The sequence below is a fragment of the Holophagales bacterium genome, from assembly GCA_016699405.1.
GTDB lineage: Bacteria > Acidobacteriota > Thermoanaerobaculia > Multivoradales > JAGPDF01 > JAAYLR01.
Genome location: CP064972.1, coordinates 2,041,821 through 2,063,393 on the forward strand (window position 1 = coordinate 2,041,821; position 21,573 = coordinate 2,063,393).

The following is a 21,573-nucleotide window of genomic DNA, read 5'->3' on the forward strand; positions in this document are numbered from 1 at the left end:
GCCATCACGGGCGTTCCAGGGGTCTGGCCGTTCGGGATTCGGTGGACTGTCGTGATCCTCGAGACGGCGGCCCACTCTCTCTTCGGGGGCCTCTTTTGGGTACTCGTGGCCCACGGCGCAACGGTCGCCCTGGCTTCCACACGGGATGGCTCAGGGGCGCGAGGCTGATACGGGGCCTGGGTCCTCGGGCCTGGCGGAGTGCCAGCGCGCCCTCTGCGCCGCTTCCGAGCGGCAGGCGGGAGTCCCCCGGAGTCTCCCCTCTACGCCCGCAAATCGTCCGCGCGCCAGTTGCGGATCCGCTTCTTGATCTCGTCAGAAGAGGTGAGCTTGCCGTCGACGACCTCGGTGAAGAGCTCCGGGAGCTCGTCGTCGCCGGCGAAGCGGAGGGCGACGTACTGGCCGCGGCGCAGCTCGTCGATCCGGCCGCGGAGCTCCGGCGGGAGGATCTGCTGGAGCCGCAGCTGCATCTCCAGCCGGATGACCCGGTCCTGGACGGTGAGGGCGAAGAGCCGGGTGTAGAAGAAGAGGCCGATCAGGGCGAAGGCCATCAGCGCCGCCATCGCCGTGTCGGCGCTCGGCGCGCGGAAGAGGCGCCAGAGGGTCCAGAAGAGGTTGACGACGAAGACGCCGAAGGCCCCGAAGTGGTAGAGAGGGACGTAGCGGGTGTGATTGGCGTAGCTCTGCGCGCTCGGCTCGGGCATGCGGGGCTCCTTTCGAGAGGATGGCAGGGGCGTCTCGGCGGCCGGCGGGTCGGAGCCCTCCGGCCGCACGCCGCTCTTCGGTTCCGGGGAGTTTACGGCCTGGTGGGGCGGAACGGACCTCCCGGGGGGCAATCCGTCGCCCCGGAGGGACGAAACCGTTCCGGCCGACGCACGTATTGAGGTCTGGAGCAGAACTACCAGCCCAGCGGGGAGCCCGATGGCAAGCAAGAGTGTTCGTTGGATCGTGGCAGGAGTCGTCGTCGCCGCCGTCGGCGCTTCGATCTATTTCGGAATCAAGCGGGGCCCGAAGGCCACCGCCGTGCAGATGGCCACCGTCGGCCACGAGGACCTCCAGGCCAAGGTCACCGCCAACGGCAAGGTCCAGGCGCAGAAGAAGGTCGAGATCTCCGCTACCATCCCGGGGCAGATCACCCAGCTCGCGGTCAACGAGGGGGACGTGGTCAAGAAAGACCAGTTCCTGCTGCAGATCGACGCCACCAACCCCCGGGCCGTCGCCCGTTCGTCCGAGTTCTCGATGCAGGCGCTGCGCAAGGAGATCGACTCGGCCCGCGCCACGCGCGACCAGGCGAAGATCGACGCCGAGCGCGCCGAGACCAACTTCCGCGCCGGCATCGTGCCGCTCGCCGAGGTGCAGCGGGCCCGCACCGCCGTGGCGACGGCGGAGGCCGGCCTGCTGGCCACCGAACAGCGGGTGGAGCAGGCCCGGGCCACCCTCGAAGGGGCGCGCGACACCCTGGCGAAGACGACGGTGCGCTCGCCGATCGACGGCGTGGTGACGGCGCGGCGGGTCGAGGAGGGCGAGGTCGCCGTCATCGGCGTCCAGAACAGCCCCGGCACCGTCCTGCTGACGATCTCCGACATGTCGGTCGTCGAGCCGGAGATGGAGGTCGACGAGACCTCGATCCCCACCGTGGCGGTGGGCCAGGAGGCGCTGCTGCGCATCGACGCCTATCCCAACCAGACCTTCGACGGCGTGGTCACCGAGGTCGGCAGCTCGCCGATCCTCGGCACCAGCGCGACGACCGAGGCGATCAAGTTCAAGGTCAAGATCCGCATCAAGAACCCGCCGGCGGGGATCAAGCCCGGGCTCTCGGTGCAGGCCGACATCCTCACCGGCTTCCGCCCGCAGGCTCTCACCGTGCCGATCCAGGCGCTCGTCCTGCGCGAGAAGGAGCGCAAGGAGGGCGAGACGCCGAAGCGCGGCGAGGCGCGCGACGAAGAGGGCGTCTGGGTGGTGGAGAGCGGCAAGGTGGTCTTCCGGCCGATCAAGGTCGGCCTCCTCGGCGAGCTGTCGCTCGAGGTGCTCGAGGGGCTCTCGGGCGGCGAGAAGATCGTCACCGGGCCGTTCCGCGCCCTGCGCAGCCTCAAGGCGGGCGACGCGGTCCGCGAGGAGAAGGCGCCGGCGGGCGGCACTCCGACTCCGCAAGCGAGAGACTGACATGGCCACCTCGGAGCTCGCGCGCATTGCGCTCGGCTCGCTCCGCACCCACAAGCTGCGCAGCTTCCTGACGCTGCTCGGCATCATCATCGGCGTGACGACGATCGTCGGCGTCGCGGCGGTGATCTCGGGGCTCGAGGCGTACGTCCAGGAGCGCGTCATCCAGCTCTCGCCCGACGTGGCGGTGATCACCAAGTTCGGGATCATCCGCGGGCGCGAGGAGTTCCTCGAGGCGCTCAAGCGCCCCGACATCGACTTCCACGACTACGAGGTGCTGCGCGACCGGCTGACGCGCTCCGAGGCGGTCGGCGCCGACATCCAGACCGGGGTGGCGGTGCGCCGCAGCGGCAAGCGGCTCGCCGACATGCGGTTGCACGGCTCGACGCCCAACCTCGGTGCGCTGCTCAACCTCGACATCGAGGCCGGGCGCTTCTTCACCGAGGCGGACGAGCGAGCCGGCGCGGCGGTGGCGGTGATCGGCTGGGACATCCGCGACGAGCTCTTCCCCGGCGTCGACCCGGTGGGGCGCGACCTGATCGTCGGCAGCGCGGCGTTCCGCGTCGTCGGCGTGGTGTCGCAGCAGGGGCGGACGCTGGGGCAGAACCAGGACAACCAGGTCTGGGTGCCGATGAGCGCCTACCGCAAGAACTGGGGGCGTCGCAACTCGGTGACCCTGTTCGTCAAGGCGCGCGGCGGGGTGCCGGCGGTGCCGGGCGCGGTGGACGAGGCGCGGGCCGTGCTGCGGGCGCTCCGCCACACGCCGTTCCGCGACAAAGACCCGTTCGGCGTCGTCACGGCGGAGAACCTGCAGGAGCTCTGGCGGCAGATCTCGACCGCGGCGTTCCTCATGACGCTCCTGATCTCCGGCGTCTCGCTCGGCGTCGGCGGCATCGTCATCACCAACATCATGCTGGTCGGCGTCGCCGAGCGGACGCGTGAGATCGGCCTGCGCCTCGCCGTCGGGGCGCGCAAGCGCGACATCCGCCGGCAGTTCCTCCTCGAGGCGGCGATGCTCTCGACCGGCGGAGGCGTCGTGGGCATCGCGCTCGGCGCGGCGGCGGCGTACGGGGTGCAGGCGGCGCTCTCCTTCCCGGCGCGAGTCACCCCGGCCCTGCTGATCGCCGGGCTGGTGCTGTCGACCTTGATCGGCATCCTTGCCGGCTACTTCCCGGCCCGGCGGGCCTCGAACCTGCTGGTGGTCGACGCGCTGAGGGACGAGACATGAGAGCGATGCGCTCCGGCTGGCTCGAGAACGTGCGCTTCGCGCTGCGGGCGATGCGCGAACAGAAGCTGCGCAGCTTCCTCACCCTGCTCGGGGTGATGGCCGGCGTCGCCACCGTGATCATGATGGTCAGCTTCGTCGTCGGCTTCGACCGCCAGGTCACCTCGGCGTTCACCTCCTTCGGAACGCATCTCGTGCAGTTCCAGAAGTACGAGGCCCGTTTCGGCGGCGGCGGGCCGCCGCCGGAGGAGGAGCGCAACCGGCGCGACCTGACGATCGAGGACGCCGAGGCGCTCAAGCGTCTCTCCCGGCTGGCCCGCGCGGTCTCGCAGGAGCGCTACCTGTTCTTCGAGACGCCGTCGGTCAAGGCCGGCCACAACGAGGCCAACGGCGCGCGCGTCTTCGGCACGAATCCGGACTACCCGGAGGCCAACGTCCACTTCACCCAGGACGGCCGCTTCATCACCGACGCCGACGTGCGGCTGGCGGCGAAAGTCTGCGTCATCGGCCCGGACGTCGCCGACGCGCTCTTCCCGCTGCGCGATCCGATCGGCCGACGGATCACCGTCGGGGCGCAGGAGTACGAGGTCGTCGGTCTCTTCGAGAAGAAGGGGAGCGCCTTCGGCGGCAGCAACGACAACCACGTGGCGATCCCGATTACCGCCTTCGACGCGCAGTTCCCGCAGGTGAAGAACGGCGGTGGCGACACGATCCACATCGCCACCGTGCCGCGCCGCGCCGAGGACGTCGACGCCCTGATCGAGGAGGAGACGGCGATCCTGCGCGCCCGGCGCGGTCTGCGCCCGGGGCAGGCGAACGACTTCGCCATCTTCACCAGCGTCGGGCAGTTGCGGCAGTTCCAGCAGATCTCGGGGGGCGTCGGCATGGCGATGCTGGTCATCGCGGCGATCGCGCTCCTGGTCGGCGGCGTCGGGGTGATGAACATCATGCTGGTCAACGTCACCCAGCGGACGCGCGAGATCGGTCTGCGCAAAGCGCTCGGCGCGACGCGACGCGACGTGCTGCAGCAGTTCCTCATGGAGGCGGTGACGCTCACCGGGGTGGGCGGTGCGCTCGGCATCGCCTTCGGTCTCGGCGCGGCGTTCCTGGTGCGGGCGACGCTCGACTTCCAGGCGGCGGCACCGGCCTGGTCGATCTTCCTCGGTTTCGGCGTGTCGACCCTGGTCGGCCTCGTCTTCGGCCTCTGGCCGGCGATGAAGGCGGCCCGCCAGGACCCGATCGAGGCCCTGCGCTACGAGTGATCCGACAGCCCGCGATGTGAGACGCTAGGGGCGCCGCCTCGGGCGGTCTCCGCGTCGACCGGGACATCCGCCGGCCGACTCCGCGGGGCCCCCGCGCGTTCGGAGGGGCTGCCTTGATCCATCTTTCCGAAGTCCTGGGAATGCCGGTGGTCGACGCCGACGGGCGCCGGCTGGGCCGGCTCGACGACCTGCAGGTGGACGCCGAGCGCAACCGCGTCGAGCGGATACTCGTCCGCTGCGGCAAAGAGCTCTCGACGGGGTCCTGGGCGGCGGTCGAGCTCTTCTCGACTGAGCACCGGCGCGTCACCCTCGCCGAGGGGGCCGTGCTGGCGCCACTCTCGGGCGAGAACGACTCGGTGCTGCTCAAGCGCGACGTCCTCGACCGCCAGATCATCGACATCCACGGCCGCAAGGTGGTGCGGGTCAACGACCTGCTGCTGGTCTCGGCGGGCGAGGGCGACCTCGCGGTGCGCCAGGTCGAGGTGGGGCTCGCCGGGGCGGTCCGCCGGCTACTGGCCGGGCTCGTCTCTCCCCAGGCGGTGCGACGGATCGCCGCCGGTCTCTCCGAGCGCGGCATCCCCTGGGACTACGTCGGCCTCGTCGAGCCGCGCTCGGCGGCCATCCGCCTGAAGGTCCACCAGCAGCTCGCCCGGCTGCATCCCGCGGACCTCGCCGACATCATCGAGGACCTCGGCCGGGTCGAGCGACGCGCCATCGTCACGCAGATGGACCCGGAGGTCGCCGCCGACGCGCTCTCCGAGGCGGAGCCGTCGGTGCAGGCGGCCGTGGTCGAGACGATGGGAACCGAGGCGGCCGCCGACGTGCTCGAGGAGATGCAGCCCGACGAGGCGGCGGACCTGCTGGGCGACCTGCCGCAGAAGCGTTCGCGCGAGCTGCTCGAGGCGATGGAGGAGGAGGAGGCCGAGGAGGTGCGCGAGCTGCTCGAGTACGCCGAAGACACCGCCGGGGGTCTGATGACCAGCGACTTCTTCGCGGCGAGCTCGAGCTGGACGGTCGGCGAGACCTTCGCCCGCCTGCGCGCGCTCGACGCCGACCTGGTCTCCGAGCTCGACGAGATCCCGATCGTCGAGGGCGGCGACCGGCTGGTCGGCATCGCTCCGCTGGTCCGCCTGGCGCGGGCGGCGGAGGAGACCCCGGTGACGGCGGTGATGCGGCGCGAGGCGCGCGCGGTGACGCCGGGCACGCCGCTCGACGAGGTCGTCGAGCGCTTCGAGAAGTACCACCTGCGAGCGCTCTGCGTCGTCGACGAGCTCGACGCGCTGGTCGGCCTGATCAGCATCGAGGACGTGCTGTCGCTGCTGGTCGGAGAGCGCTGAGCGTGCGCCCGCCGAGCCGCACCGCGCTCCTCTGGGCCCGCGTCGCGGCGCTCTTCGCCGTGATGGGCCCCGGGGTCATCACCAGCAACGTCGACAACGACGCCGGCGGCATCTACACCTATTCGCTCGCCGGAGCGCGCTACGGCTACTCGCTGCTCTGGATCCTGCTGCCCGTCACCGTGGCGCTGATCGTCGTGCAGGAGATGTGCTCGCGCATGGGCACGGTCACCGGCAAGGGACTCGCCGACCTGATCCGCGAGCACTTCGGCCTGCGGGTGACCGCGGTCGTCATGCTCGCCGTGCTGGTGACCAATTTCGGCAACGCCGTGGCGGAGTTCGCCGGCCTCGCCTCGAGCCTCGAGCTCTTCGGCGTCAGCCGCTACCTCTCGGTGCCGCTCGGCGCGGCGTTCGTCTGGTGGCTGGTGGTCTTCGGCAATTACAAGTCGGTGGAGAAGGCCTTTCTCGTCGCTTGCGCGCTCTATCTCGCCTACCCGATCTCCGGTCTGCTCGCCAAGCCCGACTGGGGAGCGGCGCTTCACGGCGCTCTGGTGCCGACGGTGCCGCTCGACCTGCCGGGCATTTCGATGCTGGTGGGCATCGTCGGGACGACGATCGCGCCGTGGATGCAGTTCTACCTGCAGTCGTCGGTGGTGGAGAAGGAAGTCCGCATCAGCGACTACCGCAAGTCGTGGCTCGACGTCGTCCTCGGCTCGCTGTTCGCGGTGCTGGTGGCGGCCTTCATCGTCATCGCCTGCGCCGCGACGCTGCACGAGGCGGGGGTGACGACGCTGGCCTCGGGGGCGGAGGCGGCGCAGGCGCTCGCGCCGCTGGCGGGCAAGTACGCCTCGATCCTCTTCGCCCTCGGCCTCGCCAACGCCTCGCTCTTCGCCGCGTCGATCCTGCCGCTCGCCACCGCCTACAGCGTCTGCGAGGGGCTCGGTCTCGAGGCCGGAGTGAGCAAGAAGTTCAGCGAGGCACCGGAATTCTACTGGCTCTACACGCTGATCATCGGGGCGAGCGCCGGGGCGATCCTCATCCCCGGCGTGCCGCTGCTGCGCATCATCCTGGTGTCGCAGATCATGAACGGCGTGCTGCTGCCGTTCGTCCTCGTCTTCATGGCCATCCTGGTCAATCGCGAGTCGCTGATGGGGCGCTTCGTCAACGGCCCGATCTACAACGTCGTGGTGTGGGGAACGACCGCGGCCCTCGTCGTGCTCACCGGGATGATGGTGGCCACCAGCTTCCTCGCGCCCGCGCCCTAGCGCCGGGACGGGACACTTCCGAAGAGCGGGCTTTGCGGATTCTTTACGCGGGGGGACGCTCCTCCGCCTAGAGCCGTTACGAGGGCGCTGCGGAGAATCGTTGCCGGGAGGAACCCCGGCATGGAAGCGAATCTCGGCGGCGATCTCGCGAAGAAGAAGCGCTTCGGCGCGTGGGCGCTGGCGGCGCTGATCCCGGCGGCCGCGGGCGCGACGTCCTCGTCGACCGTCTGGACGCCGATGACGCTCGACATCCAGCCCTACGGCGTCGCCCACTGGGGCGTCGACAACACCTTCACCGTCGGACGCCGGACGGTCGACGGCGGTGGCTCGTTCCCCACCGACGTCGGCCTGACCCTCGGCGTGCTCCCCTGCGAGAAGCTCCGGCTCGAGCTCGGGGTCGATCTGCTCGAAGCGAGCGACCACCCGCTGCTCTTCAACGCCAAGCTGGGCTTGCCCGAGGGCGCCCTGTTCGACGGCGCCCCGGCCCTGCAACTCGGCATCGTCAACGTCGGCACGAAGCGCGGCGTGACCGACCAGAACACGACCTACCTGGTCGTCGGCAAGACGATCCGCGGAATCGGCAGGCTCTCGGCCGGGCCCTACCGAGGCAACCCCAGGGTGCTCGTCGACGCGCAGGGCGAAGCGGAGAACAGCGGCTGGATGATCGCCTTCGACCGCGGCTTCCACTCCGTCCCGGGGCCCGACGGCGAGTTCAACCGCTTCGTCTTCGCCGCCGACTACGCCTCGGGGAACAACGCGCTGGGAGGCGGCTCGGCCGGCCTCTACTACTTCTTCACCAAGGACATCAGCCTGCTTGCCGGACCGGTCTGGTTCAACGAGGAGGCGATCAACGGCAAGTGGAAGTGGACCCTTCAGCTCGACATCAACCATCCCTGGTTCGGTGGCAAGTAGCGGGCGGGTCGACCCGCAGGAGGCCTGATCGTGCAAGACGTCATCTATCTGTCGGTAGCGGTCGCGTTCTTCGCGCTCACCTGGGCGCTGGTGGCGTTCGCCGGGCGCCTCGAGACGGGCGACAAGGGGGACGGCAGGTCATGAGCGCGCTCTACTGGATCGGAGCGGTTCTCACCCTGCTGTTGGCGGCCTACCTCTTCGTCGCGCTGTTCAAGCCGGAGAAGTTCTGACATGTCCGCCAACGGCTACCTCCAACTCGCCGTCTACGTCGTCGTGCTCACGGCGCTGGCCAGGCCGCTCGGGGCGTACATGGCGCGGGTGTTCGCAGGCCAGCCCTGCGGGCTGGACCGGGTGCTCGGCGGCCTCGAGCGGACGATCTACCGGTTCTGCGGGATCCGCCCCGACGAGGACATGGGCTGGAAGACCTACGCCGGCGCCATGCTGGCCTTCAACTTCGTCGGCTTCCTCGGGGTCTATCTCCTGCAACGGCTGCAAGGGGTGTTGCCCTGGAACCCCGAGCACCTGTCGTCGACCACCGCCCACCTGGCGTTCAACACCGCGGTGAGCTTCGCCACCAACACGAACTGGCAGAGCTACGGCGGCGAGACGACGCTCTCCTATCTCACCCAGATGCTCGGCCTCACGGTGCAGAACTTCGTCTCCGCGGCCACCGGGATGGCGGTTCTCGCGGCGCTCATTCGCGGCTTCGTGCGCCGCAACGCGTCGGGAATCGGCAATTTCTGGACCGACCTGACGCGGTCGACGCTCTACATCCTGCTGCCGCTGTCGTTCGTGCTGTCGCTCGCGCTCGTCTCGCAGGGCGTGGTGCAGACGCTCGCGCCCTACGCGAAGACGACCCTGGTGGAGCCGGCTGCGGACGCCGCGGGGCACGCCGTCACCGAGCGGACGCTCGCCGTCGGTCCCGCCGCCTCGCAGGTCGCCATCAAGCAACTGGGGACGAACGGCGGCGGCTTCTTCAACGTCAACTCGGCGCACCCGTTCGAGAATCCGACGCCGCTCTCCAACTTCTTCGAGCTGCTGGCCATCCTGCTCGTCGCCGGCTCCCTCTGCTACACCTTCGGCCGCATGGTCGGCGACGAGCGTCAGGGATGGGCGATCCTGGCGGCGATGGGGCTGGTGTTCGTCGTCCTGCTCGGCGTCTGTGTCTGGGCCGAACAGGCGGGCAATCCCCGGCTCGCCCGGCTCGGCCTCGACCAGCAGCCGTCGGCGACGCAGTCGGGCGGCAACATGGAGGGCAAGGAGGTGCGCTTCGGCATCGTCAACTCCGCGCTGTGGTCGACCGCGACGACCGCTGCCTCCAACGGCTCGGTCAACGCGATGCACGACGCCTACACGCCGCTCGGCGGGCTGGTGACGATGGGGCTGATGCAACTCGGCGAGGTGATCTACGGCGGCGTCGGCTCGGGCCTCTACGGCATGCTGCTCTTCGTTCTCGTCGCGGTGTTCATCGCCGGCCTGATGGTCGGTCGCACGCCCGAGTACCTGGGCAAGAAGATCGGCGCCCACGAGATGAAGATGGCGTCGCTCGGGATCCTGGTGCCACCCTTCGTCGTCAAGCTCGGCGCCGCCATCGCCGCGGTCACGCCGGCCGGTCTCGCCGGACTCGCCAATCCCGGCGCCCACGGCTTCTCGGAGATCCTCTACGCCTTCTCGTCGGCGGGGAACAACAACGGCAGCGCCTTTGCCGGGCTCTCGGCCAACACGCCCTTCTACAACCTCCTGCTCGGCCTGGCGATGCTCTTCGCGCGCTACTGGGTGGCGGTGCCGGCCCTGGCGATCGCCGGCTCGCTCGCCGCGAAGCGCTTCACCCCTCCGGGACCCGGCACGCTGCCGACTCACACGCCGCTCTTCGTCGTGCTCCTGGTCGGCACGATCCTCCTCGTCGGCGCGCTGGCGTTCCTCCCGGCCCTGGCGCTCGGCCCCGTCGTCGAGCATCTGCAGCTCTTCTCCGCCACGAGGTAGAGGCCATGACTCGCAAGCGACCCTCTCTGTTCGACCCCGCGCTGGTCGCCCCGGCGCTCGTCGCCAGCTTTCGCAAGCTCGACCCGCGCGTGCAGCTGAAGAACCCGGTGATGTTCGTCGTCGAGGTGGTGAGCGTGTTGACCACCGGCCTGTGGATCCAGGCGCTCGCCGGACACGGGGAGGCGCCGGCCGGGTTCATCCTCGCTGTCTCGCTGCTGCTCTGGGCGACCGTCCTCTTCGCCAACTTCGCCGAGGCGATGGCGGAGGGGCGAGGCAAGGCGCAGGCCGCGGCCCTGCGCAAGTCCCGCCAGGAGACGATCGCGCGGCGTCTCTCGAGCGCCAGCCGGTCGTCCGCCGCCGAGAGGGTCGGGTCGGCGAGCCTGCGCCGCGGCGACCTGGTGCTGGTCGAGGCCGGCGAGGTCATCCCGTCCGACGGCGAGATCCTCGAGGGGATCGCCTCGGTCGACGAGAGCGCGGTGACCGGCGAGAGCGCCCCGGTGATCCGCGAAGCGGGCGGGGATCGCAGCTCGGTGACCGGCGGCACGCGCGTGCTGTCGGACTGGATGATCGTCCGGGTGACCAGCGATCCCGGCGAGACGTTCCTCGACCGCATCATCGGTCTGGTCGAGGGCGCGCGCCGGCAGAAGACGCCCAACGAGATCGCCCTGCAGATCCTGCTCGCCGCCTTCACGCTCATCTTCCTCTTCGTCACCGTCACCCTGCTGCCGTTCTCCGTCTACAGCGTCCGGGCGGCCGGGAGCGGTGCGGTGGTCAGCGTCACCGCGCTCGTCGCGCTCCTCGTCTGCCTCATCCCGACGACCATCGGCGGTCTGCTCTCGGCGATCGGCATCGCCGGCATGGACCGCATGCTGCGCGCCAACGTCATCGCCATGTCGGGCCGGGCGGTGGAGGCGGCAGGCGACGTCGACGTGCTGCTGCTCGACAAGACGGGGACGATCACCCTCGGCAATCGGCAGGCGTCGGAGCTGGTGCCTGCCGCCGGAGTGAGCGAGGCGGAGCTCGCCGACGCCGCGCAGCTCGCCTCGCTCGCCGACGAGACTCCCGAGGGTCGGAGCATCGTCGTGCTGGCCAAGGAGCGCTACGGCCTGCGCCAGCGCGAGCTCCACGAGATCGACGCCACCTTCGTGCCGTTCACCGCGCAGACGCGGATGAGCGGCGTCGACGTCGACGGCCGGCGGATTCGCAAGGGGGCTCCCGACGCCATCGCGGCGCTGCTGCGCCAGCAGGGCGTCGACCTCCCCGCCGAGCTCCAGGCGCGCGTCGACGCGATCGCGCGCACCGGCAGCACGCCGCTGCTGGTCGCCGAGGGGGCGCGGGCGCTCGGCGTCGTCCACCTCAAGGACATCGTCAAGGGCGGCATCCGCGAACGCTTCGCGGCGCTGCGCCGCATGGGGATCAAGACGGTGATGATCACCGGCGACAACCGCCTCACCGCGGCGGCGATCGCCGCCGAGGCGGGAGTCGACGACTTCCTCGCCGAGGCGACTCCGGAGGCCAAGCTCAAGCTCATCCGCGAGTACCAGGTCGGCGGCCGGCTGGTGGCGATGACCGGCGACGGCACGAACGACGCGCCGGCGCTCGCCCAGGCCGACGTGGCGGTGGCGATGAACTCCGGCACGCAGGCGGCGAAGGAGGCGAGCAACATGGTCGACCTCGACTCCAACCCGACGAAGCTCCTGGAGACGGTGGAGATCGGCAAGCAGCTGCTGATGACGCGCGGCGCTCTCACCACCTTCTCGATCGCCAACGACGTGGCCAAGTACTTCGCGATCATCCCGGCCGCCTTCGCCGTGACCTATCCCGCCCTCGACGCGCTGAACGTCATGCACCTCGCGACGCCGCAGAGCGCCATCCTGTCGGCGCTGATCTTCAACGCGCTGATCATCGTCGCGCTGATTCCGCTCGCCCTGCGCGGCGTGCGGTACCGGCCGGTGGGCGCGGCGCAGCTGCTGCGCCGCAACCTGCTGATCTACGGGCTCGGCGGCCTCGTGGCCCCGTTCGCCGGGATCAAGCTCATCGACGTGGTGCTCGCCGCGTTTGGCTGGGTGTGAAGGAGTCGAGCCATGCTGAGTCAGACGAAACCCGCGATCCTGCTGTTGCTCGTCCTCACCGTCCTGACCGGACTGCTCTATCCGCTCGGCGTCACCGCGTTCGCCCAGGTCTTCTTCCCTCGGCAGGCCAACGGGAGCCTCGTGACCCGCGACGGAAGGGTGGTCGGATCGGAGCTCGTCGGCCAGCCGTTCGCCGCGCCGGAGTACTTCTGGGGACGGCCGTCGGCGACGGTGCCGCCGTACGACGCCGGAGCCTCCGCCGGCGCGAACCTCGGGCCGACGAATCCGGCGCTCGTCGAGCGCGTCGCCGCCACGGTGTCGGCGCTGCGGGCGGCCCACGGAGAGGGTCCGATTCCGGTGGACCTGGCGACGAGCTCGGCGAGCGGGTTGGATCCGCACCTCTCGCCGGCGGCGGCGCTCTACCAGGTCCCACGGGTGGCGCGGGCGCGCGGCCTCACGGTCGAGGCGGTGCGACGGTTGGTCGAGCAGCAGGTCGAGGGGCGCCAGCTCGGCTTCCTCGGCGAGCCGCGAGTCAACGTGCTGCGACTCAATCTCGCGCTCGACGCCGGGGCGGCGGGAGCGGTGCGGTAGGATCGAAACGATCTCTCGAGGCTGACGATGGACCCTCGACGCCCCGACCCCGACGCGCTGCTCGCCCAGGTCGTCGCTGCGGAGGAGGCGGCGCGCCGCGGGCGGCTGAAGGTCTTCCTGGGCGCGGCGCCCGGCGTCGGCAAGACCTACGCCATGCTCAACGCCGCGCGCGACCTGCGGGCGCAGGGCGTCGACGTGGTGGTGGGGATCGTCGAGACCCATCGGCGCGCCGAGACCGAGGCGCTGCTCGAAGGCCTCGAGGTCCTGCCGCGACAGAAGCTGGAGTACAAGGGCCGCTCACTCGACGAGCTCGATCTCGACGCGCTGCTCCGGCGGCGCCCGCGCGTCGCCCTGATCGACGAGCTGGCCCACCGCAACGCGCCGGGGGCCCGCCACCTGCGCCGCTACCAGGACATCGAAGAGCTTCTCGACGCCGGCATCGACGTCTACACGACGGTCAACGTGCAGCACCTCGAGAGCCTCAACGACGTCGTCGCCCAGTTCACCGGCGTGCGCGTGCGCGAGACGGTCCCCGACACCTTCTTCGACCGGCTGCGCGACATCGTGCTCATCGACCTTCCGCCGCGCGAGCTGATCGAGCGCCTCCACCAGGGGAAGGTCTACGTCCCGGAGCAGGCGCGAGCGGCGCTCGACCGCTTCTTCTCGCCCTCGAACCTCGCTGCGTTGCGCGAGCTGGCGATGCAGACCGCCGCCGATCGCGTCGACGCCGAGGTGCGCGAGCACCAGACGGCGCAAGGCGGCATGGCGGGCGCACCGATCCGCCGGCGCGTCCTCGCGGCGCTCGACGGTCACGCCCACGCCGACTACCTGGTGCGCGTCGCCCGCCGCTTCGCCGAGCAGCGCCACGCCCCGTGGACGATCGCCTACGTCGACACCGGAAGCCGGCGCACCGACCGCGAGAGCCTCGGCGCCGCCTTCCAGCTCGCCAAGCGGCTGGGCGGCGAGACGGTGATCCTGCGCGGGACGAGCGTTGCCGACGAGATCCTCAACTACGCGAGCCACCACGCCGTCTCGTCGATCCTGATCGGCAAGACGCGCGAGCGCCCGCTCGCCCGGGCGCTGGGCCGCACCGTCACCCAGCAGCTGCTCGCCCGCGGCGGGCGCTTCGACCTCACCCTGGTCGACACGCCGTTCTCGCGCGCCGAGTCGCGACGCCGACAGCGGATCGAGGAGCCGTGGTCCGCGCGCGCTCGCGAGGTCGCCTTCGCAGGCGTGGCCACCGGCGCGGCGATCGCCGTGTCGAGCGCGCTCGATCGCCTCCTGCCGGCACCGGGGCTGGCGTCGGTGTTCCTGACCGCCGTGGTGGCGATCGCCGTGCGTGCCCGCCGCAGCGTCGCGCTCCTCGGTGCCGTCTTCTGCTTTCTCGCCTACAACTTCTTCTTCACCGAGCCGCGGTGGAGCTTCAGCATCGGCCACCAGACCGACGTCGTGGCGGTGTTCGCCTTCCTCGCGGCGGCGCTCGTCTGCAGCGACCTGGCGGCGCGTCTGCGCTCCCAGATGCTGGCCTTGCGGGCGGCCAACGCACACGCCGGGGCGATCCAGGGGCTGGCCGAGCGACTCGCGGCGGCGGTCGACGAAGGCGAGGTGCTGCGCTGCGGTGCCGAGCAGCTGGCCTCGGCGCTCGGCTGCGAGGCGGTCGTGCTCCGCCTCACCGAGGCGAACACGTTGCGTCTCGCCGGACGACAGCCGCTCGCCGCCGAGCTCGAGGTCCGGGACGAAGCGGTGGCCGACTGGAGCGTTCGCCACGGCCAGCCGGCCGGCCGCTACACCGGCACGCTCTCGGCCTCGGCCTGGTGGTTTTTGCCGCTGCTGCTCGAGCGCGGTCCCGTCGGCGCGGTCGGCCTGCGTTTCGCGGCCGACCAGCTCACGCTCTCCGAAGAGCAGCGGCTGCTCGCCGAGGCGATGACCCAGCTCGTCGCCCTGGCGGCCGACCGGGCGCACCTCGCTGCCGACCTCGAGAAGGCCCATCTCGAGGGCGAGACGGAGCGCCTGCGAACGGCGCTGCTCGCCTCGGTGTCGCACGATCTGCGTTCCCCGCTCTCCTCGGTCATCGGCGCGGCGACGAGTCTCTCGGCCTACGGCGACGCGATGTCGGAGCCCGATCGCCAGGAGCTGCTCGCCTCGATCCGCGGCGAAGGCGAGCGGCTCGACCGCTACATCCAGAACCTGCTCGACATGACCCGGCTGGGCTCGGGCGGGCTCAAGCTCGAGCGCGACTGGGTGAGCGTGGAGGACGTCGTCGGCTCGGCGGTGGCGCGGCTGCGGCGGCTCTTCCCGGCGGTCGACGTCGTGGTCGAGATCGCACCGGACGTGCCGCTGCTCTTCGTCCACCCGGCGCTCATCGAGCAGGCGATGTTCAACATCCTCGAGAACGCCGGCAAGTTCTCACCGCCGGGCGAGCCGGTGACGATGCGCGTGGCGAGCGCATCGGGCAGTCTGGTGGTCGAGATCGCGGACCGTGGGCCGGGGATTCCCGAGGCCGAGCGCCACCGGATCTTCGACCTCTTCTGGAGCGCGGCGCGCGGCGACCGCGGCCAGCGCGGCAGCGGCCTCGGTCTGACGATCGTGCGCGGCATGGTGGGAGCACACGGCGGACGCGTCGAGGCCCTGCCGGGCCCCGGCGGTGTCGGCACGACGATCCGCGTGACGTTGCCGCTGACCGAGCCGCCGCACTCGCGCGCCGCGGAGGAGGACGGATGAACGAGCACAGCGCCCTGCCGGCGCGCCTGCTGGTCGTCGACGACGAGCCGCAGATCCGTCGCTTCCTGTCGATCAGCCTGCGCTCCCAGGGGTACGCCGTGACCGAGGCGGGGACCGGCCGCGAGGGGCTCGAGTCGCTGGCGCTGGCCGGTGCGGATCTCGTCGTCCTCGATCTCGGCCTGCCGGACATGGATGGCCACGAGGTGCTCCGTGAGCTGCGCGAGTGGACGAAGGTGCCGGTGATCGTCCTCTCGGTGCGCTCGTCGGAGGCGGAGAAGGTGCAGGCGCTCGACGGCGGGGCGAGCGACTACGTCACCAAGCCGTTCGGCATCCAGGAGCTCATGGCGCGCGTGCGCGGCCTGTTGCGCGAGCGCTCGACCGCCCAGGAGGCGCCGCCGGTGTTCGACGACGGCCACCTGCGCGTCGACCTGTCGCGGCGGCTGGTCTCGGTCGCCGGCGAGCCCGTCCGCCTGACGCGCAAGGAGTACGCGGTGCTGGCGCTGCTGGTGCGCAGCCTGGGTTGCGTGGTCACCCAGCAGCAGATGTTGCGCGAGATCTGGGGGCCGGCGCACCTCGAAGACACGCACTACCTGCGCATCGTCGTGGCGAGGATCCGCACCAAGCTGGGCGGTGAGGCGGCCGGTCGCCGCTACGTGCAGACCGAGGCCGGGATCGGCTACCGCTTCGTCGGCGAAGCGCCGGAGCCGTCGAGCCGGAGCTGATGGAGCGGGTCGCTCGACGCCGGCGGCGCGCCCGCGCCGCCGGGGCGTGGCCTATCGGGGGCTCTCCCGATGGCGTCGACCGAGTGCCAGCGCGATCTGGCTGGCGAACGTCTCGAGCAGACGCCGGTCGTCCTCGGAGAGTGTCTTGAAGCCGGCCGCGGGGAGCAGTCCGAGGGCGCCCAGGACATCGCCCTGCGGCCCGGGCAGCGGCAGGTAGATGCCGCGGTGGCCGCGCGGACCTTCGTCGGCCCGGTCGCTCCGCACCCCGGTGTCGAGCGTCGCGGTCGCCGCAGCTCGTTCGGTCTCGGGGAGCGTCCGCTCCGCCGGGGCGGCGGCGCGCACGACGAGCTGACCGCTGCGGTCGAGCGCGACGAGGACCGCGTCTGCGCCGAACGCCTCGCGTGTCTCGTCGACGGCGGCGAGCTCCAGGGCCTCCTCGATCTCGGCGTCGGCGAGCCGCCGGCCGAGTCGCCAGAGCGCCGTGGCCCGCCGTTCGCGCTCGCCGATCGCCGCGTTCTCGCGACGCAGGCGCTCGGTGAGGGTCGAGACGGTGAGCCCCACGACCAGCATGCCGACGAAGGTCAGCAGGTACTGGGCGTCGTCGACGGCGAAGGTCAGGTGCGGCGGAACGAAGAAGAAGTCGAAGATCCCCACGCCGAGCAGCGCCGACCAGGCGGCGGGGCCCTGGCCGAGCGTCGCCGCGCAGGCGACGACGGCGAGCAGGAACAGCATCATCAGGTTCACCGGGGCGAGATGGCGTGAAAGCAGCGCGGCGGCGAGCGTGGCGACGCCGATCGCCGCGCTCGCGGTGAGCAGGCGGAGGGCAAGTCGAGGTTGCGGGGTCATGGCGGCATCTCCCGGGCGCGGGGGTCGTCCCGTCGCCCGGACTCGAGGCTGACGCCGCCCGGCGGAAGAAGTCCGGAATGCCGGCGGAAGGACTTGCAAAGACGCGGACGACCGCGGCCGCCGAGGTGTGGGCTACACTGCCCGGGAGTGGAGGAACGAGTGCCGCCACCCTCTCCGCGAAGCGTCGAGATGCGCCGGACGATCGCCACCAGCGCGAAGGCGATCGCCGTGGTCGTCGTTTGTCTGCTCGGGCTCCGCCTCGCCGAGGCCAATCCCGCGACCGCCGGGTTGCTCCTCCTGGTCGTCGTGCTCTTCGTCGCGACCTGGGGCGGTCTCGCCGTGGGCGTCGCGATGGCGGTGCTCGCCGCGGCCGGGTTCAACTTCTTCTTCATCCCGCCGACCGGGACGTTCCACGTCGCCGAGGCGGGAGACTGGGCGGCGCTCGCCGCCTTCCTGGTCACGGCGGTGCTGGCGAGCCGCCTGGTGGTGTCGGCGCGCCGCGAGGCGGTGGAGGCACGCGCCCGCACCGCCGAGGTCCAGGCGCTCTACGACCTGAGCGTCGAGCTCTTCGCCACCGAGAGCGACGACGACGACCTCGCCGCGGCGGCCGGACACTTCGTCGCGGCGACCGGAGCCCGCCAGGGGGGACTCGCCTTCTTCTCGGAATCGGGGCTCTCGCGTCCCCCGGCGTGGATCGGCGCCGAGCCGGCGGAGGAGGCGCTGCACCGGCTCGAGAGCGTGCGCGTCCACCGGCAGGGGCTCGAGTTCGTCGCCGCCGCGGGTCGCGACTTCTACCTCCCGCTGCTGCTGCACCGCGAGGCCGTCGGGGTGCTGGTGGCGCTCGGCACGCCGGCGGCCCGTGGTGCGCTCGAGTCGGCGGCGCGACTGCTCGGCCTGGCGCGCGAGCGGGCGACGCTGCTCGCCGACCGCGCGCACATGGAGGCGTTGCGCGAGAGCGAGGCGCTCAAGACGGCGTTGCTGCGGGCGGTCTCGCACGACCTGTCGACGCCGCTCACCGCGATGAGCCTGCAGGTCGACGGGCTGCGTCGCGAGCTCGGCGGTCAGGGGGCGAGCCTCGCCCGGCTCGACGCGCTCGGCGAGCAACTCGCCCGGTTGCAGCGGCGGATCGGCAACCTGCTGTCGCTCGCCCGGCTCGAGGCGGGAAGCGTCGCTCCGCATCCCGAGCCGACGCCGCCGCCCGATCTCTTCCGCGCCGCCCGCGAAAGCCTGCCGTTCGCCGCGGCGTCGCGCGAGCTCCGCGTGGGGGTCGACGCCGAGTGTCCGGACCTGCTGGTCGATCCGTCGCTGGCGCTGGAGATCGTCGTCAATCTGCTCGAGAACGCCCATCGCGCCGCACCGCCGGGAAGCCCGATCGAGCTCACCGCGGCGCGCCATCCGACGGCGCCGCAGCGGGTGCGGCTCGGCGTGCTCGACCGCGGCCCCGGCCTGCCGGCGCTGGCCGACCGGCGCGAGGAGATCGACGCCGGCGACGTGCTCCCGCGCGGGCTCGGGCTCGAGATCGCCCGGAGCTTCGCCGAGGCGCACGGCGGCACGCTGCGCCTGAGCGGCCGGCCGGGGGGCGGGACCTGCGCGTGGGTCGACCTGCCGGCGGCGGCAGGCGGGGAGGGATGATGGCGCGACGCGTGACGGTGCTGGTGGTCGACGATGACGCCTCCATCCGCCGGGCCCTCTGCGACGAGCTGGCCGCGGCGGGTTACGACACGGTGGCGGCGGCGGACGGCGAGGAGGGTGAACAGGTCTTCGAGGCGACGCAGCCCGATCTCGTCCTCACCGACCTCGCGATGCCGCGCGCCGACGGCTTCGTGCTGCTGCGCGCGATCCGCCGGCGCCATCGGACGCCGATCGTCGTCCTCTCGGTGCGCGGCGGCGAGTCCGACAAGATCCGCGCCCTCGATCTCGGCGCCGACGACTACGTCACCAAGCCGTTCTCGCTGCCCGAGCTCCTGGCGCGCGTGCGAACCCAGCTGCGCCGGGCCGCGCCGCCGGCGACACGCTTCCGCTTCCCCGACCTGGTCGTCGATCTCGAGACGCGGCGCGTCACGCAGGGCGAGCGCGACGTTCACCTGACGCCGACCGAGCTCGCCATCCTCGAAGTGCTGGTCACCCACGCCGGGCGGCCGGTCTCGTCGCGGCAGATCGCGGCGCGCGTCTGGGAGAGCGGTGACGCGACCGCCGACACCGTGCGGGTGCACGTCGGTTCGCTGCGGCGCAAGCTCGAGCCGGACCTCTCCTGCCCGCGCTACCTCGTCACCGAGCCCTGGGTCGGCTATCGCTTCATCGCCGAGCCGGTGGAGTAGCGCGACGAGGGCCCCTCGCCCACCGTCTTCCGAGTTTCTTTCGGGATCGTTTATGAGTTCTTGACGAGCGGCCCTCTAGGCTGGGGTCGAGCCCGGGGCCGCGACGGCCCGGGCTCGACCGTCGACCCGACCCGGAGCCGCCTCTTGACCTCGCCCGAGCCACCGCATTCGCTGGGAGAACGTGCCGCGCGCAAAGTGCTGGGAGCGCCGCGCGACCCGACCGATCACCGCGTGCTCCACCGCATGTCGCTCGTCGCCTTCCTCGCCTGGGTCGGGCTGGGCGCCGACGGGCTCTCGTCGTCGGCGTACGGCCCGGAGGAGGCGTTCCGGGCGCTGGGGAGCCACACCTACCTCGCCCTGGCGCTTGCCGCGGCGACCGCCGCGACGGTGATGGTCCTCTCGGCGTCCTACGCCGGGATCATCGAGCAGTTTCCCACTGGCGGCGGGGGCTACGTCGTCGCCTCGCACCTGCTCAGCCCGAAGCTCGGCGTGGTCTCCGGCTGTGCGCTGGTGGTCGACTACATCCTGACGATCGCCGTGTCGATCGCCTCGGGCGGCAACGCCGTCTTCAGCTTCCTGCCGGAGGCCTGGCAGTTCTGGAAGATGCCCGTCGAGGTCGCGGCGATCACGCTGCTCATCGTCCTCAATCTGCGCGGCGTCAAGGAGAGCGTCGAAGCGCTGCTGCCGGTCTTCCTCGTCTTCCTGGCGACGCACGCGCTGCTGATCGGCTGGGCGCTCTTCACCCACCTCGGGCAGGTTCCGCGCCTGGCGCACCAGATGTCGACCGGCTACTCCGAGGGCCTGACGACGCTCGGCGTCGGCGGCATGCTGCTGCTCTTCCTCAAGGCGTACTCGCTCGGCGGCGGCACCTACACCGGCATCGAGGCGGTCTCGAACGGGCTGCAGATCATGCGCGAGCCGCGGGTCAAGACGGGTCGCCGCACGATGGCGCTGATGGCCGTCTCGCTGGCGCTCACCGCCGCCGGCATTCTCGTCGCCTACCTGCTCTTCGACGTCGGCGCCGAATCGGGCAAGACGCTCAACGCAGTGCTCGCCGAGGCCGTCTTCGGCGCCTGGACGATCGGCGGCTGGAACGTCGGCTACTGGCTGGTGCTGATCACGCTCCTCTCGGAGGGCCTGCTGCTCTTCGTGGCGGCGCAGGCCGGCTTCATCGACGGGCCGCGGGTGATGGCCAACATGGCGGTCGACTCCTACTTCCCTCACCGCTTCGCCGCGCTCTCCGAACAGCTCGCCATGCACAACGGCGTGCTGCTGATGGGCGGCGCGGCGCTCGCCGTGCTGGCCTACACGCACGGCAACATCCACGTGCTGGTCGTCATGTACTCGATCAACGTGTTCCTCACCTTCACCCTGTCGCAGGCCGGCATGACGCGCTTCTGGTGGGCGCGGCGGGAGAAGCCCGGCAGGCGGCGGCACCTGGCGATCCACGGTTTCTCCCTGCTGCTCTGCGTGAGCGTTCTCCTGGTCACCCTCGCCGAGAAGTTCGGCCACGGCGGGTGGGTGACGGTGGCGCTGACCTCGGCGATGGTGCTCGCCTGCTTCCGCCTGCATCGCCACTACGAGCGCTCGCAGCACGGCCTGCGCCAGCTCGACGAGATCCTCGGCGCGATCCCCACCCGCGGCGAGCCGAACCGAGCGCCGCTCGACCCGAAGCTGCCGACGGCGGTGCTGCTCGTCGGCTCCTTCAACGGGCTCGGCGTCCACACGCTGCTGTCGACCGTGCGCTTCTTCCCCGGCCTCTATCGGCAGTTCATCTTCGTGAGCGTCGCGGTGGTCGACTCCGGGTCGTTCAAGGGGCAGGAGGAGATCGAGGCGCTGCAGCGCAAGACGCGCGATGACCTCGACCGCTACGTGACGCTGGCCCGCGGCCTGGGTTTCGCCGCCGAGGGACGGACCGAGACCGGGATCGAGATCGTCGAACCGGCGACCGAGCTCTGCCGGCGGATCGCCGACGAGTTCGCCAAGGCGACGATCATCTCGGGCAAGCTGGTCTTCCGCCGCGAGCGCTGGTACCACGGGATCCTGCACAACGAGACGCCGGCGGCAATTCAGCGGCGCCTGCAGTGGCTGGGCGTGCCGATGGTGGTGCTGCCGGTGCGGGCGAGCGTCTGAGAACGCCCACCCGCGCCGGTTGCTCCGCTCGA

The 21,573-nt window shown here is 71.3% G+C and carries 17 protein-coding genes; 15 read left to right on the forward strand and 2 right to left on the reverse strand.

Going from position 1 to position 21,573, the window contains the following annotated elements; all coding sequences use genetic code 11:
• Window positions 1-260 precede the first annotated feature (260 nt).
• Window positions 261-701, reverse strand: a complete 441-nt coding sequence (locus IPJ17_08540; protein QQR75604.1) for a hypothetical protein — start codon at window positions 699-701, stop codon at window positions 261-263.
• Window positions 702-918: 217 nt separating this feature from the next.
• Between IPJ17_08540 and IPJ17_08545 the strand changes: the two genes are divergently transcribed.
• The 12 genes from IPJ17_08545 to IPJ17_08600 all read left to right on the forward strand — a co-directional run bounded on the left by IPJ17_08545 (window position 919) and on the right by IPJ17_08600 (window position 16,244).
• Window positions 919-2,160, forward strand: a complete 1,242-nt coding sequence (locus IPJ17_08545) for an efflux RND transporter periplasmic adaptor subunit (GenBank protein QQR75605.1) — start codon at window positions 919-921, stop codon at window positions 2,158-2,160.
• Window position 2,161: 1 nt separating this feature from the next.
• Entirely contained in the window at window positions 2,162-3,385 is a 1,224-nt protein-coding gene (locus tag IPJ17_08550; GenBank protein QQR75606.1) for an ABC transporter permease, read from the forward strand.
• Entirely contained in the window at window positions 3,382-4,644 is a 1,263-nt protein-coding gene (locus IPJ17_08555; protein QQR75607.1) for an ABC transporter permease, read from the forward strand. Before IPJ17_08550 ends, IPJ17_08555 begins: the two co-directional genes overlap by 4 nt.
• A 113-nt stretch (window positions 4,645-4,757) precedes the next feature.
• Entirely contained in the window at window positions 4,758-5,981 is a 1,224-nt protein-coding gene (locus tag IPJ17_08560; GenBank protein QQR75608.1) for a CBS domain-containing protein, read from the forward strand.
• Between the two features lie 62 nt (window positions 5,982-6,043).
• Window positions 6,044-7,243, forward strand: a complete 1,200-nt coding sequence (locus IPJ17_08565) for an Nramp family divalent metal transporter (GenBank protein QQR76125.1) — start codon at window positions 6,044-6,046, stop codon at window positions 7,241-7,243.
• Window positions 7,244-7,363: 120 nt separating this feature from the next.
• Complete coding sequence (locus IPJ17_08570) at window positions 7,364-8,155, forward strand: hypothetical protein (protein ID QQR75609.1); 792 nt, start codon at window positions 7,364-7,366, stop codon at window positions 8,153-8,155.
• 140 nt (window positions 8,156-8,295) lie between these two features.
• A complete protein-coding gene (gene kdpF / locus IPJ17_08575) occupies window positions 8,296-8,385 on the forward strand; it encodes a K(+)-transporting ATPase subunit F (protein ID QQR75610.1) in 90 nt (29 codons plus the stop codon).
• Window position 8,386: 1 nt separating this feature from the next.
• The gene (gene kdpA, locus IPJ17_08580; protein QQR75611.1) at window positions 8,387-10,138 is read left to right on the forward strand and encodes a potassium-transporting ATPase subunit KdpA; all 1,752 of its coding nucleotides are present in this window, start codon (window positions 8,387-8,389) and stop codon (window positions 10,136-10,138) included.
• Window positions 10,139-10,143: 5 nt separating this feature from the next.
• Window positions 10,144-12,210, forward strand: a complete 2,067-nt coding sequence (gene kdpB, locus IPJ17_08585) for a potassium-transporting ATPase subunit KdpB (protein ID QQR75612.1) — start codon at window positions 10,144-10,146, stop codon at window positions 12,208-12,210.
• Between the two features lie 12 nt (window positions 12,211-12,222).
• Window positions 12,223-12,801 carry a potassium-transporting ATPase subunit KdpC gene (gene kdpC, locus IPJ17_08590; protein QQR75613.1) on the forward strand — a complete coding sequence of 193 codons (579 nt, stop codon included), beginning with the start codon at window positions 12,223-12,225 and terminating at the stop codon, window positions 12,799-12,801.
• Window positions 12,802-12,828: 27 nt separating this feature from the next.
• Window positions 12,829-15,522 (forward strand): sensor histidine kinase KdpD, encoded by a 2,694-nt coding sequence (locus tag IPJ17_08595; protein QQR75614.1) that lies wholly within the window; start codon window positions 12,829-12,831, stop codon window positions 15,520-15,522.
• Entirely contained in the window at window positions 15,519-16,244 is a 726-nt protein-coding gene (locus IPJ17_08600) for a response regulator transcription factor (protein QQR75615.1), read from the forward strand. The genes IPJ17_08595 and IPJ17_08600 overlap by 4 nt, the downstream gene beginning before the upstream one ends.
• Window positions 16,245-16,295: 51 nt before the next feature.
• Here IPJ17_08600 and IPJ17_08605 read toward each other — a convergent pair whose 3' ends face one another.
• Complete coding sequence (locus IPJ17_08605) at window positions 16,296-17,090, reverse strand: DUF4118 domain-containing protein (GenBank protein ID QQR75616.1); 795 nt, start codon at window positions 17,088-17,090, stop codon at window positions 16,296-16,298.
• Window positions 17,091-17,279: 189 nt separating this feature from the next.
• Here IPJ17_08605 and IPJ17_08610 point away from each other — a divergent pair, with 189 nt between their 5' ends.
• From IPJ17_08610 to IPJ17_08620, 3 genes are all read left to right on the forward strand, one after another.
• A complete protein-coding gene (locus tag IPJ17_08610; GenBank protein QQR75617.1) occupies window positions 17,280-18,722 on the forward strand; it encodes a DUF4118 domain-containing protein in 1,443 nt (480 codons plus the stop codon).
• Window positions 18,722-19,408, forward strand: coding sequence for a response regulator transcription factor (locus IPJ17_08615; protein QQR76126.1), 687 nt, complete (start codon window positions 18,722-18,724; stop codon window positions 19,406-19,408). The genes IPJ17_08610 and IPJ17_08615 overlap by 1 nt, the downstream gene beginning before the upstream one ends.
• A 243-nt stretch (window positions 19,409-19,651) precedes the next feature.
• On the forward strand, window positions 19,652-21,541 hold the full coding sequence (locus IPJ17_08620) for an APC family permease (GenBank protein ID QQR76127.1): 1,890 nt from the start codon (window positions 19,652-19,654) through the stop codon (window positions 21,539-21,541).
• Window positions 21,542-21,573: the final 32 nt, after the last annotated feature.